Below are 25,312 nucleotides of genomic sequence, written 5' to 3' on the forward strand. Positions count from 1 at the left end.
TTAATGTTAACCGGCCGCTGTAAAGTCTAACATGCGTTGTAAGGGCTTCAGTGCCTTATCCCGCAACTCATCACTGACCTCAATGACATTCAGTTCACCCGGAGTTTCCAGACACTCCAGCAGAGCATCAAGGGTATTCATTGCCATCCATGGGCAATGGGCACAACTGCGGCACGTGGCACCACTGCCTGCGGTGGGAGCCTCTATAAAACGTTTCTCAGGTGAAGCCTGCTGCATTTTATAGAAAATCCCACGGTCCGTAGCAACAATGAATGCGCTGTTCGGCATGTCCTGAGAAGCTTTCAATAACTGACTCGTCGATCCCACCACATCAGCAATCTCAACCACTGAGTCAGGGGACTCCGGATGAACCAGCACGGCGGCATCAGGATAAACACGTTTCAGGTCTTCAATACCTTTCGCCTTGAACTCTTCATGAACAATACAGCTACTGTCCCAGAGCAGCATATCGGCACCGGTATTTTTTTGAATATAACTGCCAAGGTATTTATCCGGCCCCCAGATAATGGCTTTACCCTGGGCATCAAGGTCTTCGATGATATCAAGTGCACAGCTGGAGGTTACAACCCAGTCTGCCCGTGCTTTTACGGCAGCAGACGTATTAGCATAGACGACAACTTCCCGGTCAGGGTGTTGATCACAAAAAGCGGAAAATTCTTCCACAGGGCAGCCCAGGTCTAGGGAACACTCTGCTTCCAGGGTCGGCATCAGCACCAGCTTTTCCGGGCTGAGAATTTTGGCGGTTTCCCCCATAAAGCGGACACCGGCCACGATCAGCGTTTTGGCATCGTGCCGGGCACCAAAGCGAGCCATTTCCAATGAGTCGGCAATAAAGCCACCGGTCTCATCAGCCAGTTCCTGAACGACAGGATCTGTATAATAGTGGGCAACCAGAACCGCTCCCCTCTCTTTCAGGAGCTGTTTGATTCTGTTTTTTTTGGCTTCCTTCGCAACCGGATCCACCGGTAATGGAGCCTTCTGCAAATGGCCCTGAACGAGCTCTCTGTCTATCACTGCATTCATAAAGCTTGCATCCGGCAAAGCACTTTACCCTTCCAGGATGAACTGTTTCATATAAAAGGCAGGTAAGTGTCTGCAACTTCCTCTATCAATCAGCCATGAGCCGAAAATATGACGTTGCCGCTATCCCCACAATGGCAGGAAGTCCAGCTCCGCATTATTTTCGCACCGCCATTTTCTAAAAAAATGTGGCGGATATTCTAACACAGCATCAGCACTAATAATAATTATGGTGAAGAGGTAAATAAGAGGGTTTGGCAGGAAGTGGTGGGTCGTGTAGGATTCGAACCTACGACCAATTGGTTAAAAGCCAACTGCTCTACCAACTGAGCTAACGACCCAATCAGCGAAATTATACGCGCCAGAATTCGTTTTACAAGTGATTCGAGTTAAACCGCAATACGATAAGTCGTCGGGTCATCGACCCCTGCTTCAAGAAACCCCTTTCGCCGGTAACAGCAACTATCACAAACACCGCAGGCAGCGCCGTATTCATCGGCCTGGTAGCAAGAGACGGTCATACCATAATCCAGGCCCAGCCTGAAGCCTTCAGAAATTATTTCAGACTTGGTTAAATTCAGCAGTGGTGCCCTGATCCGAAAAAGATCGCCTTCAACACCAGCCCGCGTGGCAAGATTCGCCATATCTTCAAATGCTTTCAGGTACTCCGGGCGACAGTCAGGATAATTCGAGTAATCAACGATATTGGCACCAATAAAAATATCACGAGCCCCCAGTACTTCTGCCCAGCCAAGAGCAAGAGAAAGAAAAACCGTATTCCTTGCGGGAACATAAGTGACCGGAACCTGGCTCTGAGCCTCCTTGAGGGGATCGTTGAAATCCGGGACTGCAATATCATCATCGGTCAGCGCTGAACCGCCTATATCAGTCAACCCCAGCTTTAACACCTTGTGTTCACTAACCCCCAGAGCCTCAGCTACCTTGCGGGAAGCCTCAAGTTCACAACGGTGACGTTGCCCATAATCAAAACTGACCGAGTAACATTCGAATCCCTGCTCTAAAGCCATTGCCAGAACGGTGGCCGAATCCAGCCCTCCGGATAATAGGACTACTGCTCTGTTCATCTGCAATACCTTTTTATGTCCTAGACACCCGGCTGATCACCCCAGATCATCCGGTGCAGCTGTAATTGAAATCTCACCGGCAGTCTGTCTTCAAGGATCCAACCCGCCAATACCCGGGCAGACATGGTGCCACTGACCGGAGAAAAAAGAACATCGGAAACCCTGTTCGCCAGGTCGTATTGGATCAGTTTGGAGACAGACCATTCATAATCGCCGCGATCGGCAATAACAAATTTCAACTGGTCTTGTCTGTTCAGAAAACCGATATTTTCATACTGGTTACGATGGGACTCGCCTGAGGCTGGAGGCTTCAAATCCATTACCTTGACCACCCTGGCGTCAACCTCAGAGAGGCTGATTGCACCACTGGTTTCAAGAGAAACCTCATAACCCTGGTCAGCCAGAAGACTCAGCAACCCATGGCATGCTTTCTGGGCCAATGGCTCGCCTCCCGTCACGGTGACGTACCCGGGGTTATATTCTGATACTCTCTCCAGGATTTCTTCAGCGGATAATAACTCTCCCCCCTTAAAGGCATACTCCGTATCACACCAGCGACAACGGAGGGGACAGCCGGTTAAGCGCACAAATACCGTAGGCAACCCGGTGGTTCTGGTCTCTCCCTGCAATGAGTAAAATATCTCGGTAATTCTCAGCATTGAGGATGACTGCCATCAGGTATCAGGAATCGCCCATGGTTCTCAAATAAGTATCAGAAAGCCTGGCTGCCGAGCTATCAGGATATTGCTGAATAACCAGCTCAAGAAGTCTCTTTGCCTCTTTCTGATTGCCGAGCAAGTCGTGCACTCGTCCAAGCTTATAGCTGGCATCCGGAACTTTTGGACTTTTTGGAAACTCATTCAAAATGATCTGGAAGGAGACTTTGGCGGCATCGTAATGCCCTTGAGCCATATCAACTTCACCCAGCCAATAATGGGCATTGTCTGCGTAACGACCTTCAGGGTAGGTTTTCAGCTGCTCCCGGAGTGCGTTTTTCGCTTTATCAAACTGTTTGGAACGAATCAGGGCAAATGCTGACTGGTAAGTTTCTTCCTCGGCTTGCAAAGCCGGTTGATTGTTTTTTTCTGCCGCCTCTGCCACTGGTGCGCTCACCATTGGTGTCTTTAAGTTGGCAACTGGAGCCGGGGGCACTGTCCCAGACTGATCTTTCAATCGAGAGATTCGATCATCAAGGTCAAGATACCTGTCCCGACCTTCCTGCTGCAGTTGCTCAATGCGAAAGGCCTGCTCTTCCAGCTGCCCGCGCATTTCCATCATTTCCTGTCGCAGCTGATCAATCGTATTCAGCAGATGAGCCGTACCATTGTAATCAGCATCACTATCCGATGAGGATGATATCGTAACAGGACCATCTGAGATTTGACTGACAACCGTTTGAGATTCAGCTGAAAGCCCCAGAGGTCTCGGTTCTTCAACCGGGGCTGCGGCAATTGCCACGCCATTCAGAGCACCAGCAAGCAACCCTGGAAGAGCCAGCATTGCCATCAGCTTTGGGTTAGTGTTTCCTCTACGCATTTATCCCCCGGACGAAATAATGATACCAGTCGTATTCTCCTTTCTCACCGGGCTGCTTTCCAGCAAGCTTACCGAGAGAGCATCAAATCAAGAATATGACTGGTATTATTGCTTACTCAGTAACAATTACCGCACGACGGTTCAAAGCCCACGCACTTTCACTGTGCTCAGGATCCAGAGGCTTCTCAAAACCGAAGCTGATCACTTCAATACGGTTAGCTGCTACACCTTTAGCAGCCAGGTAATCCATCACCGCTTTGCCACGACGCTCACCCAGAGCCAGGTTGTAAGTACGGGTACCACGTTCATCAGTATGACCCTGAATGACGATATTTTTCATGTACCCCATATCAGAAGTCAGGTAGGCAGCATGCACATCCAGAGCCTTGTATGCGTCATTATCCAGCCTGGCGCTGTCAAATGGGAAGAAATAGGTGTTCTTCTCCAGAAGCTCCTGAATCTCTTCCGGAGACTCATCAATTCGGCCACTGTCAATGACAGCCTGAACCGCAGGATCCAGAACTGGCTGAACTTCAACCAGCACCTCTTCTTCAACAGTAACAACCGGTGGCTGGATTTCTGCTGTGGTTGGCTCTTTCTTGGAAGCACACCCTGCCAGCCAGAGAGCGGCTACAGCCATGGAAGCCGCTTTAACAACATTGGCGATTTGCATTTTTAACTCCAATCATTCTCTACGGGATTTCAAGATTTGTGCGGTACATTATCAGAACTGAAGTCACCCGACTAGCCCGAATAGCAAGGGATTGTGAGGTTTCCTCAGAGAAAGGGCTACCGGAAAAAAGCAGTTTAAACGAGCATAGCAGCAAGTCGGAAAATCGGCAGGGCAAAAGTGACTGCCTGCGATCTGCTTCACAGAACTATAGAACGGTCACCCTGCCTGTACGTTACCTGAGCTCAATAGCCGGACCCCATGCAGGCTCACGGACATCACCTTTGGCAGAAGGCAATCGCTGTTTCACCCGCCCATCAGCAGAAACGATACCCAGCTCGCCATTCTTGCCACCCTGTACAGAATAGATCAGTCTGCGCCCACCCGGGGCAATACTGGGCGAATCTTCCAGGCTGGATGACGTCAGCAGCCGCAGTCTATCGGTATCCAGGTCAAGCACCGCGATGTTAAAGTCAGCAGCTCCCTCCCCTTTATGCACCAGAGCCAGTGACTTACCATCCGGAAAGACCTTGGCCCGGGCATTGAACCGCCCTTCAAAGGTTAGACGACGGGGCTTGCCTGTTGTGATAAATTCACCATTACTTTTACGGCTGACCTCCTGCTGATAGACCTGAGGACTCCCACCCCGGTTTGAGGTAAACACGAGACTGTTGCCATCTGGCATCCAGTCCGGTTCAGTGTCTATGGCGTAGTGAGTCGAGACATTACTGATTTTATTCGTTGCCAGGTCAAGAATATAAATGTCCGGATTACCATCTTTGGAAAGCACCATGGCAATGGATTTACCGTTCGGTGCCCATACCGGCGAGTTATTCAGCCCTTTAAAACCGGTCAGTTTCTTGCGAATGCCCGTTGCCAGTTCCTGCATATAAATGGCAGGGCGACCCTGCTCGAAGGAGACATAGGTAACCCTGGTGCCATCTGGCGACCAGCTGGGCGATAAAATAGGCTCGCTGGAGCTGAACACCTTCCTGTTACGTTTACCATCCGCATCGGCATAATTCAGCTGATAATCGGTTCTTTCAGCGTCGTGCCTCTGGGCGGTTACGTAGAGAATCCGGGTGGCAAAATCGCCCTTCAGGCCCGTGATCTTTTCATAGACAACATCGCTGATGCGATGGGCCATCTCCCGAAGCTGGGCACTGTTTCCGGTAAATCCACCCTTGGCAATGCGCTTCCCCCTGACAACATCATAAAGCTGATAGTTCACGGTGTAACCTGTGCCACTGTGTGCCACCTGCCCTGTTACCAGGTAAGAGACCCCAAGCAACCTCCAGTCACGATAATAAACTTCCGGCTCACTGGCCGGGAAGCTGAGCATACTGGTTCTTGGCAGCGCCTTGAACAGACCGCTGAGTTTCAAATCGTTATCAATGATTGCTGCCGGGTCTTCCGGCAACACTTTCCCCCCTGTCCAGCTGAAGGGGGAAACTGCCATGGACACTGCCTGGTCATTTCCCTGGGTGACCTCAATGACAAGCTCTGCCTGAGCACTCATCCCCCAGAGCAGACAGTAAAATAATAAACAGGTTTTGAATAAGTGCCTCATTTAACCAGATCCTCGGGCCTGAATCGGAAGGTAATTCGTCGGAAGTGTTGTTCAAAAATTCGCCGCTCAAGATCCTTCAACTCTGAAAAGGGCGACGCTCGGCGTATAGCCTGAATAACGGAGCGATCAAACTCATCATTACCACTGGACTTCAGCATAGTAATATCCAGCACATCCCCAAAGGGAGAAAGACTGATTCGAATTTCTGCCACCATGTTATTGCGTGCACTGGGCGGCCTGCTCCAATACCGGGAGGTCAGGCTTTTAATCAGCGCGGCATATTGTGCTTGCAGCAGCTGGTCATGCTCAAGCTGCTGAGCAGCTGCCAAAGCCTGCTGCTCCATTGCCATGGCTTGCTCAAGCGCTTGCTGCTCTTTGCGCTTTTGCTCCTTTTCCCGCTGACGCCTCTCCAGCTCCTGACGCTCCCGGGCAGCTTCTTCCTTTTTACGAAGCTCATCTTTTTTTCTTTCCTCTTCCCGCTTCAAGGCCAGGGCTTTCTGCCGCTCCTGCTCCTTTCGCTGCTGTTCCGCTTTTTTGCGCTTTGCCTCTGCTATTTTTTTGGCTTCCGCCCGCCTTTTTGCCTCTTCTTTGCGCTTTTGTTCCACCTGACTCGGCGCAGGCTTCCTGACAGTTTGCGGCTTTGCCGCCGGTTCAGGCAACGATACCAATGCTGCGCTGATGGGCACCGGCGGTGCTATTTTTGGATGGGCGTCGGCACTCCAGTTGACTAAAAGCACACCAAACATCATGAGATGAAGAATCAGAGAGAGGGCTACAGCAAACCCATAACCTTCGGTCACCTTTGCCATAAAGGCTGGAAAAGCAATATTAAACCATCTCTTCATCTACCGCTCTTCCATGCCAACCGCCACCGGATCAGTGACCAGCCCAACATGACTGATACCTGAGCTTTGCAGGCCAGCCATTAATTGAACTACTGATCCATAGGCAACGCTGGTGTCTCCTTGAATCAACACTTGAGTACCGGGTCTGGCACTCACGACCTTACCGACTTTCTCTGTCAGGGACGAAAGATTCACGGCTTTGTCATGGTCAGATCCGACGTCCATATAATAACTGCCATCCGCCTTGATAGAGATGACCAGGACTTCTTTATCTTCTGGCAGAGCAATATTATCGCTACTGGTTTTGGGCAGCTCAACTTTCACGCCCTGAGTCATCATGGGCGCAGTGATCATAAAAGCAACCAGTAGCACCATCATGATATCGATAAACGGCACCATGTTTATTTCAGACATGGGTTTACGACGACTTCTTATCTTTGCCCCACTTATCATCGGTGACATTGCGTTAAGATCCCTTTATGTCCGGCTGTAAACTTTACGGTGAAGGATACTGGAAAACTCATCCGCAAATATCTCGTAATTGGACACCAGGGCTTCAACCCTTGAAGCATAGCGATTATAGGCGACAACCGCCGGAATAGCGGCAACCAGGCCAACAGCAGTGGTCAGCAAAGCCTCGGCAATGCCCGGTGCAACCGAAGCCAGGGTTGGCTGCTGCACCACCGCCAGCCCCCGGAAAGAGTTCATAATACCGACAACTGTGCCAAAAAGACCAAGATAAGGGCAGGTAGAACCAACGCTGGCAAGAAAGGGAAGGTTTCCTTCGAGGCGCTCCTGCTCCCTGGAAATGGCTACCCTCATGGCCCGCTGAGCACCTTCCATAACCGCATCAGGATCAACAGTCCCCTGGTTTCGCAGGCGGGTAAATTCGGCGAAACCGGCTTTAAAGATGTGTTCCACCCCTGAGCCGGACTGTTCATTTTGTTGCACTTCCTTGTACAGCAGAATCAGATCCATTCCCGACCAGAAACGATCTTCAAACTCAATCATGGTCTGCTGCGCATTTCTCAGCAGGATTCCCCGCTGGAAAATTATCATCCATGAAACAACCGATGCAGCTACCAGCAACAATAACACCAGTAGCACAATCCAACTGGCGTTACCCACCAGAGCCCATAGAGACATGCTTTCTGCCACCGACAACCTCTCTACCCATCAATTATGAAGTCGAAAAAGGACTGATCATAACACCAAAAACCACAATGGGGATCAGAACCACCCGATAAAGGTCCATCAAAGCAAGGTAATTGTATCCCGTGAATAACTGTTTGATAGCACGTCAGTGAGAGAGATCAAATCAGATTTACACACATCCTACAGTAGGGCAGTCTATTCTCGGACAGCCTCCTAGCCAGAATGTTCCACTAAAGCGTTATAGAGTGTCTCCAGCCCCATAACGTCCAGCAGCTTGCACAGCTCAATAACTTTTTCAGGGACGGTGCCATAACCCGGCTGCACTGACCACCCTTCGGCTTTTTCTTCCAGTGTTTTCAGGTCACCGATCTCAAGCAGGCGCTGCAAAGCAGTAACCATTTCCTTCAGACAAACACCGGAGAGCGGTAAATCAGGAGACAAGCCGTTATCATTTTCCAAATGGTCATAAATACAATTAAACAGTTCATCAAAGCGCACAGGTTTGGCAATAAAACCACAAAATCCGGAATCTGCAATTTGTACTCTCGCCTGTTCTGACACACTGGCAGATACGGCCATAATCTTAATGGATGGGTGTCGGCCGATACGGTGAATCGCCCTGGCAGCATCAAAGCCATCCAGGCCGGGCATTCTGAGATCCATCAAAATAAGGTCGTAGCGAGTGGTTCTGCATTTTTCCACCGCTTCCAACCCTCCCTCTGCCGCCTCAACATGAAAAGATTTAGACTTAAGGGCCTTTACCAACATATCTCTATTATTAATGCTATCGTCAACCACCAGAATTTGATGCTGATTAAAGTGCTCTGGCTGTAAATCAGCTCCGCCGTTTCCCGGGGGCAAGGTGGCTAACACGTTTCTGCTTTCCCCATGGCTAACCTGATAGGGGATACTGAAATAAAAACGACTCCCTTTGCCAGGTTCACTCTCAGCCTGAAGCTCTCCCCCCATGGCTTCCACCAGACGATAACTGATAGACAGCCCCAAACCGGCACCGCCACACTCCTGCCCTTTCTTTAGCTGGGTGAATGGCTGAAACAGCTGCGCCAAATCCGATGAGACAATACCCACGCCACTATCAAGCACTTCAAACTGAAGCTTTTCACCTTTGACAAACACCTTTAGATAGACACTGCCAGAGTCAGTAAACTTGACGGCATTGCCAACCAAATTGATCAACACCTGGCGCAGTTTGACATTATCAGCAACGATCTCCAGCTCCACATTGGGCAGAATATCCAGCAACAAGTTCAGGCCTTTGACTTTCGCAGTTTCACGAAAATTGGCAAACACCATATCCAGCGTCACCTGGATATTAAAAGGCACCACCCGGGTTCTCACAATGCCGCTTTCAATCTTGGTGATATCGAGAATGTCATTAATCATGGTCAAAAGATGCAAACCACAGGCCTCAAGGGATGACAGACTTTCCCGGTATTTATCGGGAACATCCCTGTCAGCCAACAGCAGCTGGGCATAGCCAAGGACGCCATTAAGCGGGGTCCTCAGTTCATGGCTGATATGTGACAGGAATAAAGATTTTGCCTGACTGGCCTTTTCGGCCGTTTCTTTCGCCTTCAGTAGCTCGCCTTCGATTCGCTTTCTCTGGGTAATGTCACGAAAGACGATGGAGATCAGCAAACCATCGGCTGTGGTCAACACGTTGCTGGATATTTCCACTGGAAATCCATGGCCATACTTATCAACCCCACGGGAGAGCCTTGCCTCCAGGCAATGGCTATCGATATCATCGGAGTCAAGCTCCTTCAGCAGCATCAGATCTGACCGGTACTCAGGGTCAATTAACAGCGCTAATGGCAGGCCCAGTAAATCACACTCGTGATAACGAAAGAGATCTTCGACCCTGGGATTTACCAGGTTGATGGCACCCGCCGTATCGGTGATAACAATGGCATCCGGCGAACCGGCTATCAATGCCTTGAATTTTTCCGTATCACGAACAAGATGGGTAATATCATTTCCCATACACTCAATGCTATCCAGCTGTTGGCCGGTGTTTTTCTGGGTGAGTGAGCTTTTATTGGCGTGCCCTGCACACCCCACTTCAATACAGCGTATGGAACCGTCTTTATGGAAAAATTCCAGTTCAAATGTTTCCTGCCAAACCCCTTTTGGCAACTGCTTCAGGACGCTTCTGAAGGTATCGTTAATCACCGAATCCGTTAAGAAACCCTGAATTTTTCCAGAAAACTCGTCTTCGTCGAAACCCAGTACTGAAGTAATTGATGGACTGACATAGGTAATATCCCCCGAAGTGGCCAGATGAAAATAGAAATAACGTCCTCTTAGCTGCTGGACAAGGCTGGCCATATTTTGTGCCCGGGCTTTTTGCAACGCCTCTTCCCGGTTTAACAGTCGTTCCTTTAACCGGATAAAGCTCCGGTTCAGGCTAACCGCTTCATCCCTTGAATCCTGGAAATTATCACTTGACTCACTGGGCAGAAAACCAAAGGTATTCATTTCACGCTTTAATTCATTGAGGGGACGCGTAATCCTGCCAGACACACCCCACAAGCATATAATGGCTAACACCATGGCCAGGCCAATCAGGCTTGCGCTTAAAAAGGCCTGTTTATACACCGGCTTCATGATGTCAGTTTCCATGATGCTGTAGCTGAAAAACCAACCGGTGGATTTAACAGGCACAGCTGCCGACCACTTGTAGCTGCCCCTGGTTAGAATACGGACACTGACCAACCTGCCCTCCTTAACAACATTGTGCAAAACATCCTTCATAAAACCGCACGGTTCATCAGGCCTGGACGGTTTAATAGGGCTATACAGCAAATGCCTGAACGAACCGCCATTCTCTGAGGGAAAATAGAGTTCGCCACTACCCTCACAAGGCCCAAGCCGTGAGAATTTTTCAATGGTTCTGTACTTCAGTAGCGATATGCCATTGGCGTACACAATGTGTCCGAAAGGGTCGGCAATAATCAGGCGAACCCGAAAATCCAGGTTTATCGGCATATTGACCAGTTTGGCAGCATCCAGATCGAGCCTTAGAAAGCGGCTCCGATGGTTATCATCCGAAACCCTGACCAGAAAGCTGGTATAAAATACCGGCCCGGTTAATTCAGTATTAACATACCAGTCATACTCCAGATTATTGTTGATTGATAAATAGATTTGATCAGGAATGGAGTAATCTGAGTCTTGATCTCCAGAAACAAATTTCTTCACCATCCAATCAAAATAAACAGACTCTTTACTTTTTACCAACACCCCGCCTTTCTTTTCAAAATCGACAATGGATACCGATTTCACATAGGGCATATCTCTGAATATTGAAATAACTTTTGCAGAAAGGTCATGATAAGAAATCTCACTGGCAGACAGGGATAAGGCCTTGCCAGCCAAGATCACTTTACTCATTCTTGTATCGACGGATGCTGCATATCGCAACGTCTCATTGAGATGCCTTCTGCCGATTTCTTCAGAGGCCGTCCGAAAGGTAAAATATAGAAAGACAAACGTAATAATACTGTAGAACACTATCGCTGGTAGCAGATTAAACAGCGTAATCTTCTGACGGATAGATGTAGCCATAACACCATATTACATCCGGAAATATTTCATAGGTACTGCAGCCGTGTTTATCAGACAACCATCATCCAACATGCCCCGCATTATCGATCACTGAAGAATCTCCCATGGGGATCATTCAGGCACTCCATAGAACTCCTGCTGACGGGATCCCCGTTGACAAGGGAAGTATATGGTATACTGACAGATACTGATTTCAAGGATAGATCTTCCACAGAACCAATGCTGTCTATTTCGTTGAAAAAGCCCTCATCATAACCACTGCATACTCTGATGACTGGCGTATCATGCAGTAGAAAATGCCCCGACCTGTACCCATACCCACCCTCAATAAACATAAAATCCGGTTTGGAGGATGACGTTTCATTAATACTTGCCTTAATCTTCTCCTGAAGCATATTCATGGTAAGCTCACTGGTAAAGTTCATGAATGATATGTCATTGCCATTTCTATCCTTCGTGAGACGCAGCATCCAACGGGCATACTCTCTGGTATTTTCTGAAGGTAGTGGCATCATCAGGTACACTCTTGGCGAGTGCTCCCAACCAAATTCATCTTGTATCATATCGACATAACCACGAAGCCATGGCTTTAATCGAGTCATGATACTGGACGACAAGTTCATTTTGATAAAGACACGCTCAACATCCCGTTCTACCTTCCTGGTTTCCGCACAGCTGCCCGGGAGCCATACGACGAGCTTCTTAAGGAAATCCTCATCAGAGAGGTTCTCACTATTTTCATTTCCCAGGCTTGTTTCTTTTCTGGTTTCGTATAACTCTTTCAAACCCAGAAGCACTTTTTCAAAAAATAACTTTTCATAACCATCCTGGCATGGCATATAGGTAACTGGTAATGAGCAATTGAGCTTACTGGCCTGCTTTCCCTTGTCCTTGACGAAGATACTGGACCATGGATTTTCACTGACATTGCCAATAAGATAGGAATTCTCCGGTTGACGATTAACAAGTACCATTGTGTCCATGGTCAAATTCTCCAGCGTATCATGAAATGCCTCAACCCCTGTGCATTCTTCCAGGCGAAGAGACTTATCCTGACACATAGACCGCCACTGATATAAAGCCGTTCGAAATTTCTTATCATGCCCATGAAAAGGCTCAACCAGGAGTACATCCACTTTTTTACCATAAATCCTTCTGACCAATCGTTGAAAGCAAGGTATGGTGATCAATAGAGAATCACTGGCTTCGTCAAACTCGGCATCGAGCAATAACTGACGACTTAATCCCAAAACACTGTCAACGCTATCGCCTTCTATTGGTTTACAGCCATGAACATCTTCCCATGTTTTTAGCCAGGAAAATGCAGATTCATTAAACATATCCTCTGGAGGACAAGTAGTTGGAAAGAAATGAATAACATCGCCTTTTATAGCCTTATTCATCATTGTTTCGTATTCAATTTTGGATAAAGTATCTTCTTTGTGGTCATCAATACCATTCAACTTCTTCGATGTTTTCTCCGCCAGACTCTTTTTTATATGTTTCATGTACCCAAAAGCCACATCAGACAACTGTCGAAGCAACTCCATTCTTCTTGATAAGGGTAATGATTTTATCTTTTCCGATTCAGCCGGATCAGGCTTATCTACATATTGATCAAAATCAACCAGGGGTTTTTGTATATACCGTTCAAATAAAATCGACACAACTTGAGAAAACCGCCCCCCCGAAGATGCGTCTTCGTGGTAACTGAGGCTTTCCATGGTCATTTCAGAGTCTGAGAAAAAATGGCAGGCACACCAGGATAAAAATCGATCATCTTCCGCCAGCAAAGAGGACACTTTGCTGACCACGTCCCGCAGGGAAGAGGTTTCCTCTTTATGAGAATCATGACTGACCGACTCTCTTACCAGTCTGGATTGTATTTTTTCAAGTTGACGAAGATCATTGGTCAGCATCACCAGCACAAACAATTTTGACATCTGTGGATCTTCAGACATTTTGGAAATAAAGTCATGGCGCTCCTTAATCCATTCCATCATAAATTGATTCCCCGGCAAAATCTGCCCATCGATGGTAACCGTTGCCGGGGCAACATCAAGATAAATAAGCTGATGTTTCTTCCGGTCATAGGCAAAATTTGCAAAATTACCATCAATAACACATTTGATTACCCAGCCATTGCCTTTCTCCTCGATCATCTTGTTAAAACGGTCACACCGGTCTATCAAATCCAGAATACCTTTAATGATTTCAAATTTAACCTCAGGTTTTTCATTAGGATCTTTCAATATACATTCAACCATCTCTTCCTGATCGTATTTCCTCTGCAATCCTAACACTGTCACCTGGTCCTGTTCATAAAACTCCGGTTTCATTGAATCGCCATTAACCTCCATTGCTTCCATCCTGTAATGGTGATCGGACAAGAAAGGTTCATCGCACTCTTCTCTGGGCAGGACGGGCAGGTAATCAAGGTTATTAAAAACATCCGACTCTGATGTACTGTTTCTTATCCTCCTGACCGTCACCGGATGATTAGAAGCAGCGACACCACAGGCAGCATTCTTTTCTGGAAAATCAAATTCATACACCTGATCAGCACCAATCGCACCATCCCGATACGGCACCGCTATGTATTCTATAGGACTCAGTGCAAACTTGATTTCTCCATTTTTTCCCAGCAGGGGGTCTGTCATCACACACGAGCACATTCTCTGTGTACTATACAGTGTCTTGATGGTTGCTGCAGAAGTAGCGTGGTTCATGGTGTGCATGATTTTCTTTGCTGCCAATTTATTAAACTCGGCATGGGTAAAGACGCGTTGTGCAATTCCTGAACCAAGATATTCACCGGCAAAGCCATTTTTCTCAGGCTTAGTCTGCCGGGTATTTCTGACAATGGGTATCGACTTCTGGCGCAAAAGATCCCGGTTTGTCTTATTGTTTATACTGCCATCCGGATTTCTTTGCAGCTTATCCCTGGTTGATTTGCACTCCTTTTCGACATCAAATATTTCATCAAGATCGGGGTCAGGACAGTTAATAAACGGAGCTTGCAACTCAATAAATAATTCTCCTTTTTTCAGAGTTGTTACAGGGACACTGCAGGAGAAATACAGTTGATTCCTGTCCTCACTTCCTGTGACCAGCCGATAGTTGGCAATATCAGAAATAATTTGATCCCCAGGAATATTTTTCCGAAAGCGAATCAGGAAACTCATGCTGGATTTTTCCTCAAATGGATCCAGCAGTCTTACTCGATCAATCAATCCTGAAAACGCCCTGTCACCCTCAGCACCATCCAGTTCAATGTAGATACCATCAGGACTATACATTGGTTCAGGGCGTGTAGCCCGATCAAAGTCAAGGCGACCAAAGGGATCCTCATGATCGGGAATAATATCAGGGGTTAACAGCGTCACAGCATGTGAATGTTTTATGTGTAAATACAGTTTATTTACATCATCCCTTGCATAAAAGCTCACCTCATAAAAAGAATTCAACGCGAGATTGTTGCTGTCGAACAACGCAACAAACTTCTCCATGACCGGATGAAGATCACTGCAAAACGGTGCGCTGCTATCCTGAACTGAATGACTGGTGAACCCTAAACTTTTCGCAAACCCCATCAACACGGCCAGGTCTTCAAGTTGACTGAGAGTACTGTAATCTGATTTCGGTCTCTTGATCCCCCTGTGAGACCAAATGACATCAGGTGCCGATAAACGACTTTGAGCAGCTTCAGTCGTTAACCACTGAATTAACTCAGGACGCTCAACCAGGCGACATCCCCTGTCTTTTACCCCTGCCAGTCTCCCCATTCCCTTGTGATTAATCATTCCTTCTATCAGGTTCTCACTGAAGACATGTTCGTCTACTGCAAAAGGGATAACACGTCTTTTGATACCGGCAGTTCGTATCTCTCCTGATAGATACTCTGATTCTGGTATATCATTCGAGCGTACCTGCATCCCGTAGGAAGTTTCAGGCGTTCCAGCTGGGAGCATATTATACATCCTGTCTGTTTAGATATGGCCGGACTGTGGCCTGTTGAAGTTTAGTTGCATACTGAGGGTATCAGGGTACTCCTGTTACGATATTTCCAAATGCCGTAAGGATAAAAAAGAGGACTGTCAGGTCCTCCGAGCATGAACTGAAGTCTAGTTCATAATATGACCTGAACAGCCCCTAGGGGTAATCATAGCCAAAATGTAGATAAGCGCTCTTAGTTAATACCCTGCCTCTGGGTGTTCTCATTATATAACCCTGTTGAATCAGGTAGGGCTCAAGCACATCTTCAATGGTGTCCCGCTCTTCACTGATGGCTGCGGCAAGATTGTCAACCCCCACTGGGCCACCATCAAACTTTTCAATCATGGCCAGTAACAGTCGACGGTCCATATGATCAAAACCGCTGGCGTCCACATCCAGCATATTCAGGGCGGCGTCTGCCAGTTCACGGGTTACCGAACCATCGCCTTTTACTTCCGCGTAATCCCTGACTCTTCGCAGCAGCCGGTTGGCGATACGGGGTGTACCTCTTGAACGGCGGGCAACTTCATTGGCCGCCTCGCTATTCATCGGCACTCCGAGAATACCAGCAGAACGGAGCACAATGGCACTGAGATCCGCCACATTGTAGAACTCAAGCCGCTGAACAATGCCAAACCGGTCCCTTAAAGGTGAAGTCAGCAGCCCTGCACGGGTGGTCGCGCCTACCAGGGTAAAGGGTGGCAGATCCAGTTTGATCGAACGTGCCGCAGGGCCTTCACCAATCATAATATCCAACTGATAATCTTCCATGGCCGGATAAAGCACTTCTTCAACGGCCGGGCTGAGACGATGGATTTCATCAATAAACAGGATGTCATTTGGCTCAAGGTTGGTGAGCAGGGCGGCAAGGTCTCCGGCCTTTTCAATCACTGGTCCTGAAGTCGAACGGATATTACTGCCCATTTCATTGGCCAGAATATGGGAGAGTGTTGTCTTTCCCAACCCGGGCGGACCAAATATCAACGTATGATCCAAAGCATCACCACGCTTTCGGGCCGCCTGGATAAATATCTCCATCTGCTCCCTGACTTTTGGCTGTCCGGTATATTCACGCAACCGGACAGGTCGAATGGCCCGATCCTGGGCCTCTTCGCTCGGGCGCTCACTGGCTGATATTAAGCGATCCGCTTCAATCATAATTTTTTCCGGGAATGATGTTAAATCATACTTCTTAATGCCTGCCTGATCAGTTCTTCACTGGACAGACCTTCCACGTTAATCCGCCCAATCACCTTGCTGGCTTCCTGAGGCTTATAGCCCAGGGCAACCAGGGCACTGACGGCTTCCTGTTCAGTATCAGCGGCCTGTTTTTCCAGGGCCTGCCCCAGGGGCGTTCCAGTCAAACCATCAAATTGCGCAGCAGAGCTGTCCCATGTTGACAGTTTGTCTTTTAACTCCACGATCAGGCGTTCCGCGGTTTTCTTGCCAACCCCGGGTAATTTCACCAGGGTAGAACTGTCGCCATCATGGACACAACGGACAAATACAGACGCTTCTATTCCGGAGAGCAGTGTCAGGCCCAGTTTCGGACCCACTCCATTCACTTTAATCAGAGTACGGAACAGCTCTCTCTCCCGGGCGTCGCTGAAGCCATAGAGCAGCTGCGCATCTTCTCTAACGACAAAGTGCGTATAAAGCATTGTCTCAACACCAACCTCTGGCAGACGGTAGAACACCGACATCGGCGCTTCAACTTCATAGCCCACCCCACCAGCCTCAATCAGCAGGTATGGGGCTTTTTTTTCCAGTAAAATACCGCGGAGTCTGCCTATCATATTCAGTATCTCTTCTAGCGACTTAACTACTTAATAACCGACGATTTCTTCTGCCCGTTGCACCGGCCATTCGCACCAGGCTTGCCCGTGTGTGGGAGTGACACAATGCCACTGCTAAAGCATCGGCGGCATCGGCCTGAGGGGTTTTATCCAACTTCAGGATTGAAGTAATCATATGCTGTACCTGGGACTTTTCCGCAGAGCCCTTACCCACCACCGCCTGTTTCACCTGTCGTGCCGAGTACTCTGCAACTTCGAGCCCATGATTTACCGCGGCAACAATCGCCGCACCACGGGCCTGCCCAAGCTTCAGGGCGGAGTCGGCATTGCGGGCCATAAACACCTGCTCAATACCGACAGATTGCGGACTGTACATTTCAATCACCGTATTGATACCCTGAAAAATTTGGGCAAGTCTTTCTGGCAGTGGCCCATCCTGAATTCGGATACAGCCGGATGCTACGTATTTACATTGGGAGCCAATTTCCTCAATGATTCCATACCCGGTAATCCTGGATCCGGGATCAATCCCCAACAATATGGCCATTCCATTTCTGTTCCAAACCTGTCGTTAAAAAGAATACTGTATATACATACACGTTTCCAGCATTACAATTTTGAAACACGGCATTACCAAAACAGGCTACGAAACTCACCGGTTGCGACTTACTCTTGAACATGAGTTTTGGGGAGCCAGCCTGCCAGATGAACCATCAAATGAAAACATTACTGACCATTGCCAGTGTCACCCTGGTGCTGTTTCTAATCACACTGGCTTTTAACCTTTAACGGAAACTCCCTGATAATTCCTCTTGGCTAACTGCACCTGCGTTTTAAACAGGTACAAAAAAACCCGGAGCAATCCGGGCTTTCCGTTAACTCAATCCAGACTAGAACTCAGCCCAGTTGCTCCATGATTTCTGCAGGAATGTCCGCATTGGTATAGACATTCTGAACATCATCCAGATCTTCCAGACGATCAATCAGCTTCATGATTTTCTCGGCACCTGCCAGATCAAGTTCTGTCTGGGTAGAAGCGATCATGGCAACTTCACCACCCGCAGGAGTAAGCCCGGCAGCTTCCAGAGCGTCCTTGACGGCCATAAACTCAGTCCACTCGGTCAGCACTTCTACTGAGCCATCATCATTAGTGACGACATCTTCAGCACCGGCCTCCAGGGCTGCGTCCATCAGCTGCTCTTCATCAACACCTTCTTCAAAGAATATCTGGCCTTTACGCTCGAACAGATAAGCAACGGAGCCATCAGTTCCGAGATTGCCACCATGCTTGGCAAAAGCATGACGAACTTCAGCCACCGTCCGGTTGCGGTTATCCGTCAGACACTCGACCAGCACCGCGATGCCACCAGCCCCGTACCCTTCATAGGTGACTTCTTCCATATTGGAATCATCTTCACCACCGGCACCACGGGCAATCGCGCGGTTAATGGTATCCCGGGTCATATTGGCAGCCAGGGCTTTATCAACGATCGCCCGCAGCTTCGGGTTATCCTCAACATTACCGCCACCCTGCTTGGCGGCAACGGTCAGTTCCCGGATGATTTTGGTAAAGACTTTGCCCCGCTTGGCGTCCTGCGCAGCCTTACGGTGTTTGATGTTGGCCCATTTACTATGACCTGCCATAAAAACCTCTATTTAAACGCTTGGCTGGCAGCCGCTCCACTGAGAGGCTGCCAGGATGAATCAGTGACTGGTTGCAGTTGCCGGATCGCGACGAATGCGCAGATTCAGATCGCGCAGCTGCTGACTTTCCACTTCACCCGGAGCCTGGGTCAGCAAACAGGAAGCTGACTGGGTTTTCGGGAAGGCAATCACTTCACGAATGTTAGTGGTACCACAGAGCAGCATCACCAGACGATCCAGGCCGAACGCCAGGCCACCGTGAGGAGGCGCACCGTACTTCAGGGCATCCAGCAGGAAGCCAAACTTCTCACGCTGCTCTTCTTCCTGGATGTCCAGCACACGGAATACCGCCTGCTGCATGTCCTGACGATGAATACGGACGGAACCACCACCCACTTCATAGCCATTCAGAACCATATCATAAGCACGGGACAGTGCCTGAGACGGATTAGCTTCCAACTCTTGGGGAGAACAGGTTGGTGCTGTGAATGGATGGTGCAGCGCAGTCAGGGAGCCATTATCGGTCTCTTCAAACATCGGGAAGTCAATAACCCACAATGGTGCCCAGTCGCAGGTATAAAGATGCAGATCTTCACCCACCTTGCAGCGCAGAGCACCCAGCGCCTCATTCACAATTGTTTCTTTATCCGCACCAAAGAAGACGATGTCACCATTGGCAGCGCCAATACGGGACATGATGTTCATGGTGACATCATCCCCCAGGAACTTGATGATTGGCGACTGAAGGCCTTCAACCCCTTTCTCCAGCTCATTCACCTTGATCCAGGCCAGACCTTTGGCACCATAGATGCTGACAAACTTCGTGTAGTCGTCAATCTGCTTACGGCTCAGCTCGGCACCGCCGGTCACTTTCAGTGCGGCAACACGGCCTTTAGGATCTTCTGCCGGGCCTTTAAATACTTTAAAGTCAACGCCGGCCATCAGGTCAGCCACATCCACCAGCTCCAGGGGAATACGCAGGTCTGGCTTGTCAGAACCATAACGGCTCATGGCTTCGGCATAGGTCATGCGCGGGAATTCGGCACCGAGATCCACGCTCTTCACTTCCATAAACAGTTTTTTGATCAGGGACTCGGTAATGCCCATGATCTGAGCTTCATCCAGGAAGGATGTCTCAATATCGATCTGGGTAAATTCAGGCTGACGGTCAGCACGCAGGTCTTCATCACGGAAACACTTGACGATCTGGTAGTAGCGATCAAAGCCAGACACCATCAACATCTGCTTGAAGAGCTGTGGAGACTGGGGAAGTGCGTAGAAGTGCCCCGGATGCACGCGGCTGGGCACCAGGTAGTCACGGGCACCCTCTGGAGTTGCACGGGTCAGCATCGGTGTTTCGATATCCAGAAAGCCGTGCTCTTCCATAAAGCGACGCACTACAGCGGTGGCTTTGCTGCGAATAATCAACTTTTCCTGCATTTCAGGACGACGCAGATCAATGACCCGGTTACGCAGGCGCACATCTTCACCCACATCGGTATAACCTTCAATCTGGAAAGGCGGAGTCTGGGCCTGGTTAAGGATTTCCACCTGCTTACCCAGCACCTCAATCTCACCGGTAGACATATTGCTGTTCACAGTGCCTTCAGGACGTGGGCGCACAATACCGGTAATTTTCAGGACATATTCGCTACGCACCTTGTCAGCCAGTGCAAACGCTTCTTCAGTATCAGGGTCGACCACCACCTGAGCCAGGCCTTCACGGTCACGCAGGTCCAGGAAAATCACGCCACCGTGATCACGACGGCGATGTACCCAACCGCAGAGGGTGACTTCCTGCCCATCATGGGAAAGATTCAGTTCGCCGCAATAATGGCTGCGCATAATATACCTCAAATCAGGAATTCAACTGGATTTCATCCTTACAGCCGCCGGGCTGAAAGGATTTGGATCAATCACTGGTTGCCGGGCAACGCTTTTATTGACTGGTTGCAGGGCAACCGGCACAACTGCTTTTGCTGTCTTTGCCAGGACAGTGGTTATCACTGGAAGACAGGTTTTTCTTACTGCCTCCTTTGAAGTCGGTTTCATACCAACCACCACCTTTCAGCCTGAAGGCCGGCGCACTTAACAGCTTCTTCAGTGCGGCCTGACCACAGACCGGGCAATCACGCAACGGTGCATCACCGAATTTTTGAATCGCTTCCGTCACTTCGGAGCATTGCTCACACTGATACTCATAGATCGGCATTGACGCTGGCCTACCCTATTACTTACAACAGTAAGCACCATTGATATCGTATTGACTTGGGCGCTTACGTTTACTGATTCGCAGAAAAACGGCCATTATACCCCAAAGACCGGCAGAGTCAGCCGTTGCCAGACAAAAAAAGCCGCACTGGTCACCAGTACGGCTTATCAAATAGAACGAACAACACTGAATCCCTTTCGTAGATATTGCCTCTTAAACCGGATGAGATTTAAGCATATCCGCCTCATAGCGTTCCTGATCCCTGATCGCCTCGACAACCATGGCCTCGACTTCTCGCTCTGCTTCAAGCAGCTGGGCAAGTTGATTGGTCCCAACAGAATCAACCATGTCCCCATCCGATCTCTTTTCCAACGCCTCTTGCATATCAGCCATTCGCTCTTTTAACAGGAGCATTGTAAATGCCTGTGGATTATTAGCCCCTTCAAGACTGAGACTGTCGCCAAGATAGGGCTGATCGACGGGATTTTCTTCACTGGCTGTCACTGGTGGCTCTGCCGGGGGTATCGGAGACTGTGCATTTTTACTACTTTCAAGACTATCGCCAGGATTTGGCTGATCAGTTGCATTTTTATCATTGGCCGTTACTGGTGGCTCTGCACGCAGCATTGGAGTCTGTGAATTATCGGCATCCTCAATACTGGTACTATCATCAGGATATGACCGATTGACGGTATTTTTTTCACGGGCTGTCACGGGAGGCTCTGCAAGCAGCACCAGAGCCAGACCTTCAGCGGCATCAGTTAACTGTTGTTCAGATGGAGCGGCCTGATTGCGCACAGAGTCCCTCGCAGTGGTGTCACGAGCCGAAAAGAAACTGAACAGGTTATCAACGACCTCCGGGCTTACCAGCGATTTCAATGCCTCAGGAGAGCCTTTACCTCTCCGGGGCTGACGATTTTCAATGTCACGATCCGATACCCGAAGAATCTCCCTGTCATAGTCAGCAGCAATAAGACTAGTCAGCCTGGAGCGAACCTCATCACTGTCAAAACGCTTTTCTAATACTTTTAATTCATGTTTCAGTTCATCCAGCTGCTTTTCACCGGATTCCAGAGATTCCGGACTGATAGCCTTCACCAGGGGGACCGACAGATCCCTGACCGCATTATCATCAGAACTCGAAAGTAGCGCCTCTTTTGCAGTCAGTCGCACCTCCGCGGCCATTTTTCTCCCTTTTAATGATTCTATTTCAGCATCCAGTGCTGGCTTCTGATGGTCAGGAGCCCTGTCCCGTTCTGACTGTTTGCTGTTGATCGAATTCTGCGTAGACTCGATCGTTTTTCTCATTGCAAAAATGTCCGATGAAAGAGAGACTTGTGCCTGTCGGTCTGCCGCCCGTATTTCAATGGTTGTCACACTGTTAAGTACCTTAAGGTCATTAATCGCACCTCTTAAGGACAACAGCAGGTTCTGGGTATCAGAAAGATCAAGCTCCCCCGGGGTCATGGCATTATTCTGGGCAATCGTGGCACGAAACGAATCAAGCCTTGACTGCAAGGTTCTTGCCAGATAGTCAACACCGTTGTTGCCACTATTTATCGGAGCATTCAGCTGGACACCCGCCTGACTTCCGTCCGGACCTGAACCCGTAGATTGTGAGACAGAATTTGCTGGACTGTAGCCACTGCTTACCCCATTCCCGGGATTTGCCGAAACATTGCCCGGCGTGCCCGGTGCAGGCGTTATTCCTGTTTGTACACCACCCGGTTCTCCAACTGTGTTCGACATAATAACGCCCTCCCTGACCATGACGCCTGAAAATCACCCTGCCCGGTATTCCTTACCGGACAACAAACAACCCCTGAAACATCTTCACTGCAATTTGCCACGAACAAAACTGGTCAATTTTTTCGCCTGCTGAAGCTCATCTTTCCAACGGGCAGACTGGCTCGCTCTGGTCACCGCCTCAGATAAGGCTTTTTGAGCCAGAGACCAGCGTTTGATCTCGATAAAGCATTTAGCCATCATCAGTGAAGCCCTTGGGTCCTTCTGATCAAGCTTTTCCCCATGAGCCAGCGTTGCCGCAGCCTGGGCAAACAGGGAAAGCTCATACTGTGATAAGCCCAGGCCAAGAAAATAGGAATAGCTGGTATGATCAAGCAGACAAAGATGTCGGAAGACCTTTAAAGCATCGGTAAAATGGCCGGAATTAAATTGGGCAAAAGCCACCCTGTACATAGCATCAAGCTGACATTGATCCAAATTACGAAGTTCTTTCATGGAGCCACCTTTAGCCAGATAAGCGAGCCAAAGTGACGCTGAGGATGGCTGATCAGCCTTATTATCCATAACCCTCAAAAGCCTCATCCCTGATAAAATTGTGTAAGGTATTATTCCATTATAACCAGTTTGTATTTATACCTATTCATCATTAGTGGCATCAAGGCTGAAAACTGACCTAATCACTTTAGAAATCAAATGTTTATATAAATCTCTGTGCTATCTTTTTTTTCACTCAGCACCTGATTTAAAAATCAGTCGCATGGAGTTTGCGGATATTTACAGAGATAGTTAATACAATCTGGAAATTAACTACATGTTTCAAAAAACCAGCTCAGAGGGATTGGACTGAAGCGTCAGAACGTACAATAACTCATTGATAAAGCCATCACTGAGATATGCAATTCAGATAATGAAAGACTTGTATGCATTGGCACACTCTGATTAAAAAAGCATCTGGAATATTCATTCACTAATTTTTTAAGCAAAAAAAAGAGGGCATACGCCCTCTTTTATCAACTTAAGCAATTAACTGCTTAGAATGCAGCAACAGAGTAAGTCAGGTACAGACGGTTGATATCCAGATCAGAAAGACCTCCAAGACTTCCACTGTCATTAACAACATCACCCTGAGCTCGGTAATTGGTGTAAAGCCAAGCTACAGACAGACCTTCAAGAGAGCCATCAAAAGCGTAATTGACATAGCTACCATACTCACGACGCTTGAAATCTTCAATTTCATCAGCATCGTCGCCTTTAGCGTACCATACATCCCAAGTCAAACCGCTCAGACCTTGATCAGCAAAGTTGTAGCCCGCTGAAACAACATAAGCTTTCTCACCTTCTTCTGCATAGTCTTCCCACAATGACAAGCTGGAATTGAATTTACCATGCTCACCATCAATGTAGTCAGAGTTATAATCACCATCTTTGGTTTTGTTGTAACCAAGGGCGACATAAGCATTGCCATAGTTATAAGTTGCATTCAGGTTATAGTACTTGGCTTTTGCATTATTATCTGGCTGATCACTCTTGGCTTTACCGTAACGAGCATCAAGTTCAACAGAACTCATATCATCAAGCTCAAAACCATAACCGGCTTTCAGGAAAGTCTGCTTAACCAAATCTTTTGAGTTTCCATATTCTGCAGCGAGATCCAAGCCTGCATAACTGTAATTAGCCCCCAGGATACGGAGATAATCAACCTTATCGCCACCACCAGAAAGGTCGCCATTAAGTGTTGAAGCATTACGCTCACTAACACCGGTGATTTCAGTAAAATATGCATTAGCACCTTCGAAGCCAACCGAGAGGTCGTAACCTGTAGAGCTGGCCGCCAGAATGCGAGAGCCGGAATCAGAGTAAGTTTCCGTACTACGCTTCTTGACACCAACAGTACCTTCAAAATCAACACCACTGAAAGACTGCTTTGTTTTCAGGTAAGCCTGCTGGAATCCGGAAATAGCATCATCTTGTTTTTTATCAGATCCACCAGCAACGTTAGTAGCAAATCCTGAATCAACATCCAGTGGCCCAGCGTAACCCGCAGTCACAACAGCACCAACCAGACCATTGACGTAACCGGTATCAAAATCAGCAATCAATGCGTGGGACCAATCATGTCCCCTCTTCTGACCGGTTTCTTTTAAATCTGCATCAAAGTAAAAATTCTTATAGGTAAACGTCAGACTCGGATCCATAGTCACTGCTTGAGAAGCCTGAACAGAGGTAGCGGCGACAGCTGTAGCAACAGCTACACCCAGTGCGCTTTTAGCGAGGGTTTTCATAATCAGAATTGCTCCCTGAGTACTTTGTTGTGTTTATTATTGCGACTACCACCAACTGACATAAGCAGTTCCCCTTGGTGATATACATCCTGTTCGCAACGAGAAATTATTTTTCTACAACCCTGATCAAATTGCAACCATAAAAA

The 25,312-nt window shown here is 48.3% G+C and carries 20 protein-coding genes and 1 tRNA gene; all 21 read right to left on the minus strand.

The window, feature by feature from the left end; translation table 11 throughout:
- Positions 1–6: 6 nt before the first annotated feature.
- The 21 genes from nadA to CX664_RS08765 all read right to left on the minus strand — a co-directional run bounded on the left by nadA (position 7) and on the right by CX664_RS08765 (position 25,166).
- Positions 7–1,044 carry a quinolinate synthase NadA gene (nadA, locus tag CX664_RS08665; protein WP_101746348.1) on the minus strand — a complete coding sequence of 346 codons (1,038 nt, stop codon included), beginning with the start codon at positions 1,042–1,044 and terminating at the stop codon, positions 7–9.
- Positions 1,045–1,306: 262 nt separating this feature from the next.
- Positions 1,307–1,382, minus strand: a tRNA-Lys gene (locus CX664_RS08670).
- Between the two features lie 48 nt (positions 1,383–1,430).
- Positions 1,431–2,126, minus strand: coding sequence for a 7-cyano-7-deazaguanine synthase QueC (queC, locus tag CX664_RS08675; protein ID WP_101746349.1), 696 nt, complete (start codon positions 2,124–2,126; stop codon positions 1,431–1,433).
- A gap of 20 nt (positions 2,127–2,146) precedes the next feature.
- On the minus strand, positions 2,147–2,785 hold the full coding sequence (gene queE / locus CX664_RS08680) for a 7-carboxy-7-deazaguanine synthase QueE (protein WP_101746350.1): 639 nt from the start codon (positions 2,783–2,785) through the stop codon (positions 2,147–2,149).
- A 22-nt stretch (positions 2,786–2,807) separates the two neighbouring features.
- Entirely contained in the window at positions 2,808–3,662 is an 855-nt protein-coding gene (ybgF, locus tag CX664_RS08685; RefSeq protein WP_101746351.1) for a tol-pal system protein YbgF, read from the minus strand.
- Between the two features lie 112 nt (positions 3,663–3,774).
- The gene (locus tag CX664_RS08690; RefSeq protein WP_101746352.1) at positions 3,775–4,335 is read right to left on the minus strand and encodes an OmpA family protein; all 561 of its coding nucleotides are present in this window, start codon (positions 4,333–4,335) and stop codon (positions 3,775–3,777) included.
- Between the two features lie 232 nt (positions 4,336–4,567).
- Positions 4,568–5,902, minus strand: coding sequence for a Tol-Pal system beta propeller repeat protein TolB (gene tolB, locus CX664_RS08695; RefSeq protein WP_101746353.1), 1,335 nt, complete (start codon positions 5,900–5,902; stop codon positions 4,568–4,570).
- The gene (gene tolA / locus CX664_RS08700) at positions 5,899–6,747 is read right to left on the minus strand and encodes a cell envelope integrity protein TolA (protein ID WP_101746354.1); all 849 of its coding nucleotides are present in this window, start codon (positions 6,745–6,747) and stop codon (positions 5,899–5,901) included. Before tolA ends, tolB begins: the two co-directional genes overlap by 4 nt.
- Positions 6,748–7,209 (minus strand): protein TolR, encoded by a 462-nt coding sequence (gene tolR / locus CX664_RS08705; RefSeq protein WP_244910638.1) that lies wholly within the window; start codon positions 7,207–7,209, stop codon positions 6,748–6,750.
- A 15-nt stretch (positions 7,210–7,224) separates the two neighbouring features.
- The gene (gene tolQ / locus CX664_RS08710; RefSeq protein WP_101746355.1) at positions 7,225–7,893 is read right to left on the minus strand and encodes a protein TolQ; all 669 of its coding nucleotides are present in this window, start codon (positions 7,891–7,893) and stop codon (positions 7,225–7,227) included.
- A 222-nt stretch (positions 7,894–8,115) separates the two neighbouring features.
- Positions 8,116–11,490 carry an ATP-binding protein gene (locus CX664_RS08715; protein ID WP_101746356.1) on the minus strand — a complete coding sequence of 1,125 codons (3,375 nt, stop codon included), beginning with the start codon at positions 11,488–11,490 and terminating at the stop codon, positions 8,116–8,118.
- 80 nt (positions 11,491–11,570) lie between these two features.
- On the minus strand, positions 11,571–15,461 hold the full coding sequence (locus CX664_RS08720) for a hypothetical protein (RefSeq protein WP_101746357.1): 3,891 nt from the start codon (positions 15,459–15,461) through the stop codon (positions 11,571–11,573).
- Positions 15,462–15,642: 181 nt separating this feature from the next.
- Positions 15,643–16,644 carry a Holliday junction branch migration DNA helicase RuvB gene (gene ruvB / locus CX664_RS08725; RefSeq protein ID WP_101746358.1) on the minus strand — a complete coding sequence of 334 codons (1,002 nt, stop codon included), beginning with the start codon at positions 16,642–16,644 and terminating at the stop codon, positions 15,643–15,645.
- Between the two features lie 20 nt (positions 16,645–16,664).
- Positions 16,665–17,282 (minus strand): Holliday junction branch migration protein RuvA, encoded by a 618-nt coding sequence (gene ruvA, locus CX664_RS08730; RefSeq protein ID WP_101746359.1) that lies wholly within the window; start codon positions 17,280–17,282, stop codon positions 16,665–16,667.
- Positions 17,283–17,304: 22 nt separating this feature from the next.
- Positions 17,305–17,829, minus strand: a complete 525-nt coding sequence (gene ruvC, locus CX664_RS08735; RefSeq protein WP_101746360.1) for a crossover junction endodeoxyribonuclease RuvC — start codon at positions 17,827–17,829, stop codon at positions 17,305–17,307.
- Between the two features lie 350 nt (positions 17,830–18,179).
- Positions 18,180–18,926 (minus strand): YebC/PmpR family DNA-binding transcriptional regulator, encoded by a 747-nt coding sequence (locus tag CX664_RS08740; protein WP_101746361.1) that lies wholly within the window; start codon positions 18,924–18,926, stop codon positions 18,180–18,182.
- 60 nt (positions 18,927–18,986) lie between these two features.
- Complete coding sequence (aspS, locus tag CX664_RS08745) at positions 18,987–20,771, minus strand: aspartate--tRNA ligase (protein ID WP_101746362.1); 1,785 nt, start codon at positions 20,769–20,771, stop codon at positions 18,987–18,989.
- A gap of 94 nt (positions 20,772–20,865) precedes the next feature.
- On the minus strand, positions 20,866–21,138 hold the full coding sequence (locus CX664_RS08750; RefSeq protein WP_101746363.1) for an FmdB family zinc ribbon protein: 273 nt from the start codon (positions 21,136–21,138) through the stop codon (positions 20,866–20,868).
- Between the two features lie 213 nt (positions 21,139–21,351).
- Positions 21,352–22,887, minus strand: coding sequence for a hypothetical protein (locus CX664_RS08755; protein ID WP_145999902.1), 1,536 nt, complete (start codon positions 22,885–22,887; stop codon positions 21,352–21,354).
- 84 nt (positions 22,888–22,971) lie between these two features.
- Positions 22,972–23,448 (minus strand): tetratricopeptide repeat protein, encoded by a 477-nt coding sequence (locus CX664_RS08760; protein WP_101746365.1) that lies wholly within the window; start codon positions 23,446–23,448, stop codon positions 22,972–22,974.
- Between the two features lie 467 nt (positions 23,449–23,915).
- Positions 23,916–25,166 (minus strand): OprD family outer membrane porin, encoded by a 1,251-nt coding sequence (locus CX664_RS08765; RefSeq protein ID WP_101746366.1) that lies wholly within the window; start codon positions 25,164–25,166, stop codon positions 23,916–23,918.
- Positions 25,167–25,312 lie beyond the last annotated feature (146 nt).

Origin of the sequence: Endozoicomonas acroporae, assembly GCF_002864045.1 — a bacterium.
In the GTDB taxonomy this organism is placed as follows: domain Bacteria; phylum Pseudomonadota; class Gammaproteobacteria; order Pseudomonadales; family Endozoicomonadaceae; genus Endozoicomonas; species Endozoicomonas acroporae.